The following is a 15,424-nucleotide window of genomic DNA, read 5'->3' on the forward strand; positions in this document are numbered from 1 at the left end:
TGGAAAAATGAAAAAAGCTCTTCTTGTATTGTTTGCGGCGATTTTTACAGCAATTTTAGCAGGATGTGGTTCCGGAGAAAGCAGTGCCTCGTCTGATAAACAAATCGTTTTAGGCGCAACAATCCCCTATAGCGACATGCTTGAAAAAGGCGTAAAGCCGTATTTAGAGGATAAAGGTTATACGGTAGAAGTAAAGGAGTTCAATGACTACGTTCAGCCGAACAAATCGTTAGCAACTGGTTCACTGGATGCCAATCTATTTCAGCATAAAGTATATATGGACGCCTTCGCCGAAGAAAATAATATGGACCTGACTAGCGTTATCACAGTTCCAACAGCACCTATCGGCATCTATTCAAACGAATTCGAAACACTTGATGAAATAAAAGACGGAAGCACAGTTGCACTGGCTAATGATCCGACTAATCTTGGCCGAGGCCTGACTGTACTAAGAGATAACGGTCTAATAGAAATTGATGAAAATGCCGATCCATTGCGCGTAACCGAAAAAGACGTCACAAGCAATCCAAAGAATTTAAACTTCGAACCAGTTGAAGCAGCTCAGCTGCCACGAACATTAGAATCTGTAGACTTGGCAGCTATCAACGGTAACTTCGCTATATCTGCTGGAATCGATTTATCTACAGCATTAGCACTTGATGAATTACCGGAGGATATCCAGAATCGAGTTGTCGTCTCAACTGAAAACAAAGATGAACAATTTGTTCAGGATATAAAAGAAGCTGTTGAATCAGAGGGTTTTGCCAAAGTGATAGAGGAAGAATTTGCTGAATTTCATAAACCTGCGTGGATGGGGCAATAATTTTTTAAGACGGGGGGGGGAATTTCCCTCTCCTTTTTGTGTATGTTTAGTATAGGAACTCTCGAATACTCCGAAGTCTAGTGAAAAAGGAGAGTGATTGTCTTGAATAAACTGCAAGCCGTTGAGATTGCAAAGGGTTATGGTTTGAATGTAAAAGAAGACTCGATAATATTCAATGAGTCTGGTTTGGATTTTAAGGTTGCTTACGCTGAAGATATCAAGGGGAATGAATGGGTACTGAGGTTTCCAAGACGTGATGATGTCATGAAGAGGACGATCGTAGAAAAGAAAACACTGGACATAATCAACAAATATGTCGATTTTCAATTTCCATTTTGGTCGGTCTATGAAGATGATTTAATTGCGTACAGAAAATTGACTGGCGTTCCAGCGGGTACCATTGACCCAGAGATCCAAAACTATGTATGGGAGATGAATCATGAAAATGTTCCAGAACAATTTCATCAGACATTAGCCAAAACTTTAGCTTCTCTACACACCATACCGATAGAAGAGGCATCTAAAGCAGGATTGATAGTTCATACAGCAGACGAAGCAAGGGAATCAATGATGGATCGTATGGGGAAGGTTAAAGAAAGATTTGGAGTAGGAGAATCCTTATGGAGACGTTGGCAAAACTGGGTCAATAATAAGGATTTATGGCCAGAGAGAACAGGTCTCATACATGGAGATTTGCATGCAGGACACACGATGATTGATAAAGACGCAAACGTAACTGGTTTGATTGACTGGACCGAAGCAAAAGTAACGGATGTAGCAAATGACTTTGTTTTCCAATATCGAATATTCGGAAAACCAGAATTAGAGAAATTAATCGCCTATTACAAGCAAGCAGGAGGGATTTATTGGCCTAATATGAAAGAACACATCATTGAGCTTAATGCTGCTTATCCAGTGGCAATTGCTGAATTTGCAATCATTTCAGGGTTAGAAGAGTATGAGCAAATGGCGAGAGAAGTATTGGAAATAGCCAATTCTTAAAGTGAGACTGATATCATCTATCTATACTCGAGAAATAAATTTGAGCTCCACTTCCAATTACAGTATAGTAAAACGTATAGCATGTGAGATACGAATGGGTGGAATTTCTTATGATAAACCATGAGTTCATGGATGATTGGTTAGCTCTGGATAATTTACAATTAAAAATAAAGAAGGACCTCGAAACTGTTCTGCAAAAAGAATACAGTCTATCGATAAAAGAGTTTTATGTATTGTATCATCTCTCAAAGGCTCCCGAGAAAAAACTCCGGCTGCAGCAGCTTCAGGAATTGATCGGTTTGAGCCAGAGTGCTCTCTCCAGGTTGGTTGGGAATATGGAAGCAAAAAACTGCGGCGCTCTGCAAAAACATATGTGTACAGATGATCGCAGAGGGACGTATACCCAGTTGACGGTCTTAGGGGAAGATAAATTAAATCGCGGTCTTCATTCCTTTTATGAAGTAATAAGTAATAATTTAGCTCAGATAGATTCTGAACGAATACTAAAGCAATTACTGCAGAAACTATAAGATGCAGGATGTTAAAAGTACCTCAAGAGGTACTTTTTTTACTTGTGCCTTTTATTTGACATGAGGAATGGATGACTGTAAATTGAATGTATGCGTTATGCATATAATTTGTTGACTAAGGAGTTTTTAAGATGAAAAACTTGTTCAGTACATATAAAATCAAAAACCTGGAACTGAAAAACAGAGTCGTCATGCCGCCGATGTGTCAGTATTCCGTTGAAAAGAAAGACGGTATTGCCAATGAGTGGCATTATCAGCATTATGTCAGCCGAGCAGTGGGCGGAGCAGGCTTCATCATTGTGGAAATGACAGATGTGGAGCCTGATGGACGAATCACGGATTATGATTTGGGATTATGGTCAGATGATCAAGTTCCAGCTCTCGCAAGAATGGTGGAAGCCGTTCATAGCCATGGAGCGAAAATTGGTATTCAGATTGCACACGCTGGACGTAAAGCAGAAGATGCAGCTGAACCCGTGGCGCCATCTGCAATTCCATTTGATGAGAATTCCAAAACACCAAGAGCCTTGACTACAGAAGAAGTAAAAGGCATGGTCGAGAAATTCCGTTCAGCAGTTAGACGGGCCGTACAGGCAGGCTTCGATGCCATTGAAATACACGGCGCTCACGGTTACCTCATCCACCAATTCCATTCCCCGCTTACCAATAAACGGGAAGATGAGTATGGGCAGGATCTGACGAAATTCGGTCGGGAAGTCATCCAAGCAGCTAAAGCCGAAATGCCAGCAGATATGCCGCTGATTGTGCGAATTTCAGCAAAAGAATATGTCGAGGGCGGCTATGACATTAAGGAAAGTATCGAGTTCTCGAAAGCCTATAAAGAGGCAGGGGCAGACGTCTTTGACGTATCCTCTGGCGGGGAAGGACAAATTGCCGCGTGGGGAAGACCTGGTACGCATGCAGCATATCAAGTGCCGCTAGCGCGTCAAATCAAGGAAGCACTCCAAGTCCCGGTTATGGCTGTCGGAAGACTGGATGATCCAATCTTGGCCAATGCTGTCATCGGAAATGAAGATGCAGATCTTGTACAAGTTGGCAGAGGTATGCTCAGAAATCCATATTGGACTTTGGAAGCCGCTAAGCAGCTGAGAAAAGAGACGAATGTACCGAAGCAGTATGAAGCTGGATTTTAAGTAACCTTATACTTATGTGCGCCCACCTGATGCAGCAGGTGGGCATTTTAAAATGGAGAAGGGCTTTACACTAGATGTCTCACTAGTCCAGATTCATTTTTCTCAATCTATCTGGGTTGTGGATCATCAACCACTTTTCGGACTCATTTACCATCCATTCACCCATTTCATCCAAAAATGAAAATAATTGTTCCGCATCTGGAATGGGGTTGATTGCATAATCTAGTGCCTGTCTCATATTTTGTTCTTGATCAGGAAAATGCTTGGCAAATGCTTTATATGCAGGATATAAATCTCGGGTATATTGTTTTTCTTTCTCCATTGTCAGGGCAAGACCAGCTCTGATGATGATTTTCATGATCCAAATACAACAATCTAAAATATCTTCTTTATCTTCATTGCCTTGAAGGTCTTTTTTTGCTGATTCGATGTATTGCTGTAGGTTTATGATATGATCGTTGGCGAGCGTTCTATCAGCTCTATAAGAAGGCAAGTGATGTCCTGCATCATTTCCATATACACATATGCTATGTGTTTTAATCATAAATGGAATGATGGAAAAGGTCCTCGAATTACAAATTTCCTCGATGTGGTAAAAGCTCAACTCCACCCCATTCACACAGCTGAAGGCCTGGTTTATTTCGTTTTCAGCTTTGTTAGCCCAAGATAAATCCAGCTCATCCATTTTATTATTCGTGATGCATAGTGTATCTAAATCAGAAACACCGACTATTCCCAAGCCACGCGGAATAGATCCCCTGATATATATGCTATGAAGGTTTGGCCCTAACTGGTCCTTATAAACTTGAACCACCCTCTTTATCAGGTCATCATATACTGGATCAATCCATTCTTTTCTTGCCTCATTGACTATGTAACCCTTGACGCCGTTTGCGCAAAAATGTCCGATTTTTTTTATTGGTACCAATTAAGCATCTCCTTCGTTTAACATTCAATATTAAAGTGACGGTGTATTGAATTTGTTGCATTCTTCCTTGTCGTTTTTGTTCAGTTCCAACTAACATCTTCACAGCCGCAGGGGTTGATATCTATTGGAGGCATGGCCCTGACCAGCTCTCTTCCCAAGCACGGGAAATCCGCCTTGTAATAAGTGCGGGCTGTAATTATTTAGTTCAAAATAAAAACTATGATACACTTAAAAATAAATTTGGCAACTTATGGATGCATGAAAGGGTGTTTCTCTTGAATATACTATGGGACTTCGATGGAACATTATTTAATACATATCCTGCTTATACCAATGCATTTTCTTCCGTGTTAGGGGAAGCAATCGATAAGGAAGAGATTTATAGGAATTTAAAAATCTCTTATTCTCACGCAATTGAGCACTATAACATTGCGCAAGAGAAAGATGCAGAAATAAAAAGTCTCATAAAAAAATTATTGCCTCAGGATTTAAAACCGTTTAATCATGTCGAAAAAATACTTCAGTATGCGAATAAAAATGTCATTATGACACATAAGCATAGAGAAGGTGTTTTGGCTATCCTGCAATATTATGGTTGGGACAAGTACTTTTCTGACATGGTAACAATCGATGATGGCTTCCCGCGTAAGCCTGATTGTGCAGCGTATAAGTATTTGCATGAAAAACATCGTATTGATTTAGTCATCGGGGACAGGGAATTAGACTTGCTGCCTGCTAAAGATCTTGGTATCGCAACTTGCATGTATCAGGGTGAAAGCTGCATAGCTGATTATCATATACAGAATTATGATGATTTCTTTGAACTGGATTTTCTAGGTCGCTAAATAGTTGAAACTCATGTATTTGAAATGCCTGTTTCTTCATAGGTGCGAATTAATTTCCATTCACTGTCTTTCCTTTTGAACGTTTGGAAGAACAAGTTTGAAGTATCGATTAGAATACCCTCGAGAGTCATGGTTGCCCTTATGATGGCCATGGCCTCTTTTTCATTAAGTGGCAGGAGAGAAATTGGTGTAAGGATCCATTCCATCTCTTTACCCTTGAAATAATCAAAGGCTTGATGCCATCCTGCGATAGATTCTTCTTTTTCATGTGTGGAGATGATTCCATCCCTTATTTCGATTCCAAGGAAGGAATCATCGATTACTTTTTCCATAAATGTTAAATCGGAAGCTTTCCACTTCGATAGATAGCGATTAAGGAATATATGGAAGTCTTCCATTGTTTCTCGCTCCAATCTAAGGTTATTGTTAAATTTCAAATCGACTTGTTTTCAGTAAGTAAAAAGAGTATTTACTCAGGTTACGTAAAGGCAGACTATGATAAACTGAATTTATCAGATTGTAATAGAATTCTGGACGATAATAAGGATACTTGGGGTATATATAATATCGCTAAGAGAAGAACAAAAGTGTCTATTCCACGGTTTTTAATAGAATAATCCGAATTTGCAATCTGAATGAATAACATCAAGGGTAGCAGGTTATATCTCGGCTAGGATAGAAAATAACCAGAGCTTTCATAGGAAATCCGGGAGTGATTTTATAACGTAGGCTTATTACCAGTCTTTAGCCATAATGATAAAGTTATAATCAGCTCCTCTGATCTTATTTTCAAATTCACCTCTCTTAACAAATCCCTCTTTTTCATAGGTTCTGATTGCCCGTTTATTAAAGTCTGCGACTGCTAATTCCAGATGATCATATTTAAGCAGCTGTCTACCTTGTTCAATGATCGCCCTGAAAAATTCTGTACCGTTACCTTGTCCCGTCAGTGATGGCTTCATTTGGAGACCGACCACCAATATCTGATTTTCATCTTCTTTTACATCATAAAATTCACAATTGCCAACAAGATTGTTTTGGTCATCGATAACGGTGAATGCCCGCTCTAGGTTTACGCTTTTTTTTAGCGCGTCGATTTTTTCCTGCTGAATGTTATTATCGTAGGATGAATATATTCCCTCATAAGTCCAAGGGATGAATTCATTGATGTCCTCATTCGTTCGTCTTCTAATAAAGAATTCCATTAGTTATGTACCTCTTGTTATTTTGAATGCTTACTATATTTACAACTTCTTCCTATTTATATGATAAACTAATTATACAAAAATTCATATTTATTAGATTGAATGTCATTGTCGATAGGAATGGGGATGATTATGATAGATATAAAAGTAGTTATCGGTGCTGGTTCATACATGAATAACCCTGGCTGGATTCATACACAGGAGGAAGAATTGGACTTATTGGACGAGAGAACATGGGAGAATAGGTTCGACGAAGAGTCCTTAAAAGCCATTTTAGCCGAGCATGTATGGGAGCATCTCACATATGAAGAAGGTGTAAAGGCAGCAAAGACTTGCTTACGTTTTTTACAGCCGGATGGTTATATTCGATGCGCTGTTCCTGATGGATATTTTCCAGATGAAAGCTACCAGAATATCGTGAAGGTTGGTGGTCCCGGACCTAAGGATCACCCTGCAGCCGGTCATAAATTCGTATATACCTATCGGACATTTACCAAGATGTTTGAAGCAGCAGGGTTCAAGATTAGATTACTTGAGTATTTTGATGAAGATGGCAATTTTCATGAGGAATACTGGGATGGAAGAGATGGTGTGATTTTTCGTTCGAAAAAATATGATCCTAGAAATCAGGGCAGGAACCTGAGCTTTCCATCATTGATAGCTGATGCATATAAAATCTAACAGATGGCCGATATTGGTAAAGCTGCATCACAAGGTTCAGGAGACATGATACAGATGAAATCGCTGATTAAGATTTCATATGTTTGGTGGAATTGATTGCAATTTTGAGTTTTTCCTATAAATTTAAGCTGAATGATAAGTTTTGAGCTATCTTTATCATCACTTTGTATAGCTTTAGCTTATGAAGGGTATAGTTACAGCTTATGATATATCAATTTATACGGTGAAAACAAGGCTTTAAAAAGGAGATCATCCAATGCTCATCAAAGATATAATGGAAAGATTAGATGCAAAAAAAGAACGTGTCATTGATATTCGACGCCATCTTCATGCACATCCGGAGCTTTCGTTCGAAGAGGAAAAGACAGCTGCTTATATCAAGGATTTTTATCGGGAAGTTCCGGTGGATGCAGTGGAAACGAATGTAGGTGGACACAGAGGTATAGCAGTTACGATAAAAGGTGCTGAGCCAGGTAAAACGATTGCGATTCGAGCGGATTTTGACGCGCTGCCGATTCAAGAAGAAACAGGCCACCCATATGCTTCTGAAAATGAAGGTGTCATGCATGCATGCGGTCATGATGGGCACACCGCATATATGCTTGTATTAGCCGAGACATTAGCAGAGGTAAAAGATCAATTGACAGGGATGATAAAAATCATTCATCAGCCAGCTGAGGAAATGCCTCCTGGAGGAGCGATTGGTATGATTGACGCAGGGGTCTTGGATGGGGTGGATGCAGTGATTGGGATTCATGTCATGTCCATGATGGAGACAGGTCATATTTATTATAAAAGCGGCAATACCCAAACCGGACGGTCTCACTTTAAGCTGACCATTCAAGGGAAAGGGGGACATGGTTCATCTCCGCATATGGCGAATGACGCCATTGTTGCAGCAAGTGCATTTGTGATGAACTGTCAAACCATTGTAAGTCGCAGAGTTGATCCTTTTGATACAGCGGTTGTAACGATCGGCTCATTTGACGGAAAAGGCCAATTTAATGTGATCAAAGATTCCGTGACGCTGGAAGGGGATGTTCGTACGATGTCCCAAGAAGCACGGGAAATCGTTGAGGCGCAAGTTCGACAGTTTGCAAAAGGGTTGGAATCCTCCTATGGAGTTGAGACAACCTTGGACTATGAGAATGATTATCCAGTGCTATATAATGACCCCGAAGTGACTGAACATGTGCGAAATGCCTTGGTAGAGGCTTCTATCCCAGAAGTGGAATCCGTGGAGGAAACAGGCCCGCTGCCGCCATCGGAAGATTTCGCTTATTACCTGAAAGAAAAGCCGGGCTGCTTCTTCTATGTAGGGGCCATGCCAGAAACACAGGAATGGTACCCGCATCATCACCCGAAATTCGATATAAATGAAAAAAGTCTTATCATAAGTGCCAAGGCCATGGCTGCTGTTGTTGTATCTTACTGTGGCTCCAATAAATCAGAGTGAAGAACTGAAAATAGTTTTTGCTTTGGGTTTAGGAAAGTATAGGAGTCCGTTTAATTCATTGACTGGATTAAGCGGACTATTTTTCATTAGAAGATAAAAGGAGCAGATTGCCTTGACATGGGAGATCCTTAACATTCTTGGTACCTTCGCTTTTGCGATAAGCGGTGCGCTTGTTGCAAGGGAAGAGGAGTACGATATTTTAGGTATTTACGTATTAGGGTTTACAACTGCATTCGGGGGCGGTCTTATTCGTAATCTCTTGATCGGCATCCCTACAGAAAACATTTGGAAGCAGGATTATCTTTTTGTCATTGCTTTTTTGGTTATTACCATTGTCTTTGTGCTGCCGAATAATTGGATTGATCGATGGAAAAAGTGGGTGGTCTTCTTTGATGCGATTGGCTTAGCCGCATTCGCCATCCAAGGTGCAAACTACGCAGTTTCCATCGATTCACCGTTGATTGCCGTTATCATAGCAGCTACTTTGACAGGTGCAGGAGGCGGGATGATACGAGATGTATTTGCAGGCCGAAAACCGATGATCTTTCGCTCGGAAATTTATGCTCTATGGGCAGCATCAGCAGGTTTAATCATCGGATTGGATTGGATACAGGGCCCCTTCATAACCTATTTTCTCTTGATCGCCATCGTCCTGCTGAGGATGTTATCCGTCCACTATGAGTGGAATTTGCCTCATCATTTTGAAATGGATACGAAAATGAACAGGGATAATTGATAAACATCATCGAAAAACACCAAAAAGTATAGTATGCTGAAGTGTATACTTCATTCAATTGTGTTTTAAAGGAGAATCAAAATGAAAGATATCTTAAGAATTGGAAGCGCTTTTATAGGGGTTATAGTAGGCGCTGGGTTTGCTTCTGGACAAGAAGTCTTACAATACTTTACCAGTTTTGGATTGATGGGTATTCTGGGAGCCATTACGGCAACTGTTCTTTTTTCCTATCTTGGTATGGTTCTTGTTTGGCTGGGTAGTCGGACAAAAACAACATCGCATAAAGAAGCCATTCACAGAATAAGCGGCCGTTACCTAGGAACAGTGATTGACTATGTCATTATTTTTACACTATTTGGAGTCGGGGTCGTCATGATTGCAGGTGCTGGCTCCAATCTGAATCAACAGTTTGGACTGCCATACTTTGTGGGTACGACGGTAATGACCATACTAGTGATTTTAACAGGATTATTAAAAGTCAATCGTGTGGTTTCCATCATTGGAAGCATAACACCATTCCTGATTTTCTTTGTTGTGCTTATTTCCATTTATAGCTTGATAACGATGCAAGGACCTGTCGCCACCCTTGATCAAGAAGCACAATCCATACCAACTACGCTGCCAAATTGGTTTATATCCAGTATCAACTATGTTTCCTTCAATATTGCAGTAGGAGCTTCGATGTCCATTGTAATGGGAGGTGCGGAAAAGAAACCCAAAACAGCCGCAATCGGCGGATTGGCAGGAGGACTTGTTCTAGGGGTCCTCATTATTTTAAGCCACTTGGCTATATTCTCAAAAATCGAAGAAGTCGGCAGTTTGGACATGCCTATGTTAGGGATTGTAAGTAATTTATCGCCTGTACTAGGCATTATCATGGCAATTGTCATATTTGGGATGATTTACAATACAGCTATTGGAATGTTCTTTTCTTTTACAGCTAGATTTGCGAAAATCGGAACAAATAAATTTAGGACTGTTTTCATTGTCACCATGGTTATCGGATATTTGGCAAGTTATGTCGGATTCACCGACTTAGTAAGCTATTTTTATCCATTGATTGGCTACCTAGGTATCGTATTGATGGCGGCTTTAGTTATAGCTCCATATATGATCAAGAGAGAAGGTACAAGAAATTGAAGTGGGTTGGGAATTCCATCAGTAAGGTGGTCTCTAACCGAAGAGTACTTCATTTTATACGAAAAGGAATTTGAACGGTCAACCAGGACCATATGAAACCGAAGAAATTGGGGTAAAGTCATATGTACCCCTCTTTTTCCTCTTCTTAAAGATATATCGTTACTTCTTGGATTCTGTCAGTGTATAACTTCGCTCAATCATGTCGTAGATATCCTCTTCTGGAACGGTCCCATCAAGTATGATGGAATTCCAATGATCCTTATTTAAATGAAAGCCGGGGACGATGGAATTGTACTTATCCCTCCAGAAATAAAGGAAACCAGGTTCACACTTTACATTGATCCAGATATACGAATTCTTTTCAAAAATCCAGGCAAATATTTTCTTGTTTGATTCATGCCGCACAACCGACCAATTCTGGTCTTGAAAAGGCTTATCAAGGTAAGCATCACCAAGGCTTAAACAGTATGCGATTGCTTCATCTCTCGTCCTCATGTTGTCCCTCTTTTCGTACAGGTGAAATTTCTCAATAGATGGTTGATTTAATTTTCATCTCCTTTAGCTGGTTCTGTAACGCTTAATGAGCTTTAAATGGAGATTCATTTCGAATATAATCACGCTCTTGCTTGGCTTTGGCCAATTCAATGGATGTGAATTCCATCCAGCAAAAGAGAGCGTATGGTAAGTTCATTATATCAAATTGAATTTAAAGGAGTTAGTTCTGATGTTTATTGTCAACGTTGAAGGTGCTATCAACCACGATGGTAAGTGGTTGTTGATCAGAAGAGGTGAAAAAGAAGAACATGCAGCGGGATGTCTTTCCTTGGTCGGTGGTAAGTGTGAATTGGAAGATGCATCTTCTGATATCTTGGAAAGGACATTGAAACGGGAAATATTCGAAGAGATTGGAATTGAAGTGGAAGGCCTGACTTATGTGAACAGTTCCTCTTTTGTCACGGAAGGAGGGGTACATGTGATTGATATTGTATTCCTTTGTCAGCGTATAACTGGGGAACCTTATGCAAAGAGCGAGGATGAGGTCGGGGAGATTAACTGGATGACCACAGAGGATATATTGGTACATCATGATACTCCTTCTTATTTAAAGAAGAATATTTCACTGGCCGCAGATAAGCTCACCTCAAAAGTGTACTCCAGTGTTGAGAAAAGCTGAAGTGACAAGGTAGACTATGATTTTCTCCAAATGGGTAGCAACTTGTACCTAAAGAAAAGCTGTCACAATAGACAGCTTTTCTTGCTTCTTCAAAGGGTTGCTTCTCTTATGTTGTAGTTATGTTTTACATAAGCATTACCTTCCATAATTCTTCTGGCCGTGCGGATTACTTTTATCTCTGTTAGATTGGCGTATGCTGTTTCGGTGATACCTGATGGATGGGCAATGCGCAGGTTGTTGCCGGCTGTCTTTCTTGCAATTTTTTGTGGCAGCGTGCCAGGAATGGCGCAAGCGGCGGTCGTACAAATTGCACCAGTTATGGCTAGTGCTTCATGGGGCTTTTGCATGGATAGCATACGCACATGTATGTCCATATCTTGAACGGAATAGAAGTTATCGTTCATATCGGTATATTCTTTCGGTTTTCCTATCAACGCTAATTTCGGTACTGCCGGAGACAGTTTGGTAGCTTGACCCCTCCTGGCAAAACCGCAGTGTTCAGCAGCGGCAGCGCGTATTTCCTCGCATTGCTGCAGTTTTGCTTCCGTAAACGTAGCAGGCAGGATGGTTTCTTCCAAGCCAAGAGAAGCAGCTTCAATAAAAACCAGAGGATTGGCTGCATCAACGATGGAACAAGCAATAGTGCCAAAACTGGTATCCAGTACATCGGTACTATTTCCTGTAGGCAGTAATTCACCCGTCACGGATCCTTCGGCATTACAGAATGTCAAGGCTATTTCAGAGCCATAGCCTGGTACTCCAGGTATGGATGTCGACCCCAAAGTTTGAACTTCACCATCCATTACCGCTACTTCCGCAACAATCAATTTTTGTGTATTAGTATTCCATATTCTTACAGTCGTCACCGGTTCGGTTATAGCTACAAGTCCTTCCTGAATGGCAAATGGACCTACCGCTGAAGAAATATTACCGCAGTTTCCTTTCATATCAACTGTTTCATCTGTAATACTTACTTGAGCAAAGGTGTAGTAGACATCGAAGTCTTCCTCTTGTTCTGCTTTTCGTATGATGGCAGCTTTGCTGGTCAGCGAATTGGCTCCTCCCAATCCATCAATTTGCCGTTTATCCGGGCTTCCCATCAAGTCGAGAAGGAATGGTGTCCAGTCTTTCCTTTCCGCAGGCATGTCTCTCTCATGAAGAAAAACACCTTTGCTTGTACCGCCGCGCATATAGACAACAGGAATTTTATCCATCTGCTCACATCCTTTTTTGCAGGAATTGGTTTATACTGACAGCATAGTCCCGAGCACTGATAAAATAAAATACAATTATTTTTCCTCTAGTTAAGATTTTTTTTATAACTGTGAGAAAGTACCTAGGAGGTTGCATAATGGATGAGAAAGATTGGATTTTATTAAAGCTGTTAGGAGAGGAAAAGAGTGTCACAAAAGCAGCCGAGAGATTATTCACATCTCAGCCTTCTTTGACGTACAGAATTCAAAAGATAGAAGAGAGCTTTCATGTAAAGCTGTTTACCAAGCGGAACAGGGGAATTACATTGACGGCTGAGGGGGAATATCTTGCGGATTACGCTGTGGAGATGCTGCGAAAACTGCAAGACACAAAGGATGCATTGGCGAATCTGGGAAAGGAAGTACAAGGCACGCTTCGTTTGGCGGTTTCCAGTAACTTCGCCCAATATAAACTGCCGGGATTATTGGCGAAATTCTCTTCCATCTACCCGAATGTCCAATACAATGTACAGACAGGCTGGAGCACAAGGGTGATGAAATTACTTGATGAAGGAGATGTACACTTAGGTATCCTGCGGGGAAACCATCGCTGGCAAGGGAACAAGGAGATTTTGACAAGAGAACAGCTGTACGTTATCTCAAAACAAAAAATCAGCATCGGTCAGCTGCCGCTGCTTCCTTTCATTAAATACAATACAGACACATCGTTGAAGACAATAATCGATGGCTGGATTCATGAGCATCTGCAGCACGCACCGCTTACGGCAATGGAAGTGGATCGGCAGGAAACCTGTAAAGAAATGGTCAAACATGGGCTGGGATATTCCATTGTACCTGAGATATGTCTTCGTGAATCCGACGAGCTGCATCGTATTGGATTGACAAATGAAAAGAGGGAACCCTTGCTACGGGAGACATGGCTGATGTACGATCCAAAATCGCTTGAACTTCAAGTCGTAAAGGCATTTATCAGTTTCTTAAGACAGGAACAGCATGTAACAATATAAAATTTACTTATGAGTATTGCAAAAATAGTTATATTTAACTTATCTCCTGCTGTGTAATATGCTATGTCAAATGCTTCTTCAAGTAATTTATGAAAGCGTATTCAAAGAGGGGGGGAAGGAACATGCTGACACTACTAGGGTTTTCCATGATGATCGTGTTTACTGTCTTGATTATGTCCAAGAGGCTATCTCCCATTGTTGCCCTGACGATCACGCCGATTTTCTTTGCTTTGATTGGCGGTTTCGGAGGAAGTCTAGGGGAGATGATTTTGGAGGGATTGCAGACTGTAGCCAGCTCGGCAGCCCTGCTGCTGTTTGCCATCTTATTTTTTGGGATCCTGATTGATGCCGGACTATTTGATCCTTTGATAAAAAAGATCTTGGAAGTGGTAAAGGGCGATCCCGTCAAGATTGCCATTGGTTCGGCTGTCCTGGCTATGCTGATTGCTTTGGATGGGGATGGAACGACAACTTATATGATCACCGTCTCTGCCATGCTGCCTTTGTACAAGCGAATCGGTATGAATCCTTTGGTTATGGCGACAGTTGCCATGCTGGCTTTGAGTATCATCAGTGGCATGACGCCTTGGGGAGGGCCAGCGACTAGAGCTATTGCGGTATTAGGGCTGGATCCGTCTGAATTCTTCCTTCCGCTTCTTCCGACAATGATTGGAGGTATCATTTTCGTCATCTTTACTGCCTTCATGCTCGGGCTTAAGGAGCGCAGACGTATTGGTATATCACAAATAGAAACAAATGCTTATGATTCAGAACCATATATGGCAGCAGCCTTGGAAGGAGATTTGCTGAAACGACCAAAGCTGCGCTGGATCAACCTATTCCTTGTGATTACTATTTTGGCGCTGCTTGTCATGGGGATCATGCATCCTGCAGTTTTATTCCTTATCGGATTTGTACTGGCGTTGTCCATCAATTACCCAAATCTGCAGGTACAGAAGGAACGCATCGCCGAACATGCCAGCAATGCGATAACTGTTGTTTTACTTGTATTCGCAGCGGGTGTTTTTGCTGGTATTTTGTCCGGAACGGAAATGGTGAATGCCATAGCCGGGTCGATTGTGGCAGTCGTTCCGCCTTCCATGGGAGAGCTTTTCCCATTGGTTGTCGCCATTACAAGCCTGCCATTGACCTTTGTCCTTTCAAACGATGCCTATTACTTTGGAATGGTACCGATTTTCGCAGAAGCAGCATCAGCTTATGGTGTTGATCCAATCGAAATCGCCAGGGCATCGATCCTGGGGCAGCCAGTTCATCTGATGAGTCCGCTGGTTGCCTCCACCATCCTTCTCGTCAGCATGCTGAAAATCGACCTTGGTGCCTTCCAGCGTTATGCCGTCAAATGGGCTGTTTTGACCTCTTTGTTTATCATTTTGGTAGCGATAGTGACAGGTGCTATCTCATTCAGATAGAAAAGTATCCAAGGTTGGCCTTTTGTGACTCCTCCGTTTCATATTCAGTGAAAGGTGGAACATGTATCCATGACAAAACTCAGCAAAGGAGACATGATC

17 protein-coding genes are annotated in these 15,424 nt (G+C 41.3%); 12 read left to right on the forward strand and 5 right to left on the reverse strand.

Annotation, left to right across the window (positions count from 1 at the left end):
* The first annotated feature begins 7 nt into the window (after positions 1-7).
* The 4 genes from AB1K91_RS08360 to AB1K91_RS08375 all read left to right on the forward strand — a co-directional run bounded on the left by AB1K91_RS08360 (position 8) and on the right by AB1K91_RS08375 (position 3,509).
* Positions 8-823 carry a MetQ/NlpA family ABC transporter substrate-binding protein gene (locus AB1K91_RS08360; RefSeq protein ID WP_413089333.1) on the forward strand — a complete coding sequence of 272 codons (816 nt, stop codon included), beginning with the start codon at positions 8-10 and terminating at the stop codon, positions 821-823.
* 102 nt (positions 824-925) lie between these two features.
* The gene (locus tag AB1K91_RS08365) at positions 926-1,825 is read left to right on the forward strand and encodes a macrolide 2'-phosphotransferase (protein ID WP_413089334.1); all 900 of its coding nucleotides are present in this window, start codon (positions 926-928) and stop codon (positions 1,823-1,825) included.
* Positions 1,826-1,935: 110 nt separating this feature from the next.
* Positions 1,936-2,355, forward strand: coding sequence for a MarR family winged helix-turn-helix transcriptional regulator (locus AB1K91_RS08370; RefSeq protein WP_413089335.1), 420 nt, complete (start codon positions 1,936-1,938; stop codon positions 2,353-2,355).
* A 131-nt stretch (positions 2,356-2,486) separates the two neighbouring features.
* Positions 2,487-3,509 carry an NADH:flavin oxidoreductase/NADH oxidase gene (locus tag AB1K91_RS08375; RefSeq protein ID WP_413089336.1) on the forward strand — a complete coding sequence of 341 codons (1,023 nt, stop codon included), beginning with the start codon at positions 2,487-2,489 and terminating at the stop codon, positions 3,507-3,509.
* An 82-nt stretch (positions 3,510-3,591) separates the two neighbouring features.
* Here the strand turns inward: AB1K91_RS08375 and AB1K91_RS08380 are convergent, their stop codons facing one another.
* Positions 3,592-4,437: a nucleotidyltransferase gene (locus tag AB1K91_RS08380; protein WP_413089337.1), complete on the reverse strand. Its 846-nt coding sequence runs from the start codon at positions 4,435-4,437 to the stop codon at positions 3,592-3,594.
* A 275-nt stretch (positions 4,438-4,712) separates the two neighbouring features.
* Between AB1K91_RS08380 and AB1K91_RS08385 the strand changes: the two genes are divergently transcribed.
* A complete protein-coding gene (locus tag AB1K91_RS08385) occupies positions 4,713-5,282 on the forward strand; it encodes an HAD-IA family hydrolase (protein ID WP_413089338.1) in 570 nt (189 codons plus the stop codon).
* An 11-nt stretch (positions 5,283-5,293) separates the two neighbouring features.
* Here the strand turns inward: AB1K91_RS08385 and AB1K91_RS08390 are convergent, their stop codons facing one another.
* Both AB1K91_RS08390 and AB1K91_RS08395 read right to left on the reverse strand, forming a co-directional pair.
* Complete coding sequence (locus AB1K91_RS08390) at positions 5,294-5,680, reverse strand: nuclear transport factor 2 family protein (protein ID WP_413089339.1); 387 nt, start codon at positions 5,678-5,680, stop codon at positions 5,294-5,296.
* A gap of 336 nt (positions 5,681-6,016) precedes the next feature.
* Positions 6,017-6,487, reverse strand: a complete 471-nt coding sequence (locus AB1K91_RS08395) for a GNAT family N-acetyltransferase (RefSeq protein WP_413089340.1) — start codon at positions 6,485-6,487, stop codon at positions 6,017-6,019.
* A gap of 132 nt (positions 6,488-6,619) precedes the next feature.
* Between AB1K91_RS08395 and AB1K91_RS08400 the strand changes: the two genes are divergently transcribed.
* The 4 genes from AB1K91_RS08400 (at position 6,620) to AB1K91_RS08415 (ending at position 10,500) form a co-directional block, all read left to right on the forward strand.
* The gene (locus AB1K91_RS08400) at positions 6,620-7,168 is read left to right on the forward strand and encodes a class I SAM-dependent methyltransferase (RefSeq protein WP_413089341.1); all 549 of its coding nucleotides are present in this window, start codon (positions 6,620-6,622) and stop codon (positions 7,166-7,168) included.
* Positions 7,169-7,424: 256 nt separating this feature from the next.
* Positions 7,425-8,624, forward strand: coding sequence for a M20 family metallopeptidase (locus AB1K91_RS08405; protein WP_413089342.1), 1,200 nt, complete (start codon positions 7,425-7,427; stop codon positions 8,622-8,624).
* A 112-nt stretch (positions 8,625-8,736) separates the two neighbouring features.
* The gene (locus tag AB1K91_RS08410) at positions 8,737-9,360 is read left to right on the forward strand and encodes a trimeric intracellular cation channel family protein (protein WP_413089343.1); all 624 of its coding nucleotides are present in this window, start codon (positions 8,737-8,739) and stop codon (positions 9,358-9,360) included.
* Between the two features lie 81 nt (positions 9,361-9,441).
* Positions 9,442-10,500: a YkvI family membrane protein gene (locus tag AB1K91_RS08415; protein ID WP_413089344.1), complete on the forward strand. Its 1,059-nt coding sequence runs from the start codon at positions 9,442-9,444 to the stop codon at positions 10,498-10,500.
* A 159-nt stretch (positions 10,501-10,659) separates the two neighbouring features.
* On the opposite strand, the gene AB1K91_RS08420 is transcribed toward AB1K91_RS08415, so the two are convergent.
* The gene (locus AB1K91_RS08420; protein ID WP_413089345.1) at positions 10,660-10,995 is read right to left on the reverse strand and encodes an MmcQ/YjbR family DNA-binding protein; all 336 of its coding nucleotides are present in this window, start codon (positions 10,993-10,995) and stop codon (positions 10,660-10,662) included.
* A gap of 229 nt (positions 10,996-11,224) precedes the next feature.
* Here AB1K91_RS08420 and AB1K91_RS08425 point away from each other — a divergent pair, with 229 nt between their 5' ends.
* Positions 11,225-11,674 (forward strand): NUDIX hydrolase, encoded by a 450-nt coding sequence (locus AB1K91_RS08425; protein WP_413089346.1) that lies wholly within the window; start codon positions 11,225-11,227, stop codon positions 11,672-11,674.
* 89 nt (positions 11,675-11,763) lie between these two features.
* Here the strand turns inward: AB1K91_RS08425 and AB1K91_RS08430 are convergent, their stop codons facing one another.
* Positions 11,764-12,888, reverse strand: coding sequence for a 2-methylaconitate cis-trans isomerase PrpF family protein (locus AB1K91_RS08430; protein WP_413089347.1), 1,125 nt, complete (start codon positions 12,886-12,888; stop codon positions 11,764-11,766).
* Positions 12,889-13,025: 137 nt separating this feature from the next.
* On the opposite strand from AB1K91_RS08430, the gene AB1K91_RS08435 reads away from it, so the two are divergent.
* Positions 13,026-13,895 carry a LysR family transcriptional regulator gene (locus AB1K91_RS08435; protein WP_413089348.1) on the forward strand — a complete coding sequence of 290 codons (870 nt, stop codon included), beginning with the start codon at positions 13,026-13,028 and terminating at the stop codon, positions 13,893-13,895.
* 122 nt (positions 13,896-14,017) lie between these two features.
* Positions 14,018-15,325: a CitMHS family transporter gene (locus AB1K91_RS08440; protein WP_413089349.1), complete on the forward strand. Its 1,308-nt coding sequence runs from the start codon at positions 14,018-14,020 to the stop codon at positions 15,323-15,325.
* Positions 15,326-15,424: the final 99 nt, after the last annotated feature.

Source organism: Terribacillus jepli (assembly GCF_047228925.1).
Taxonomy (GTDB): Bacteria; Bacillota; Bacilli; order Bacillales; family Amphibacillaceae; genus Terribacillus.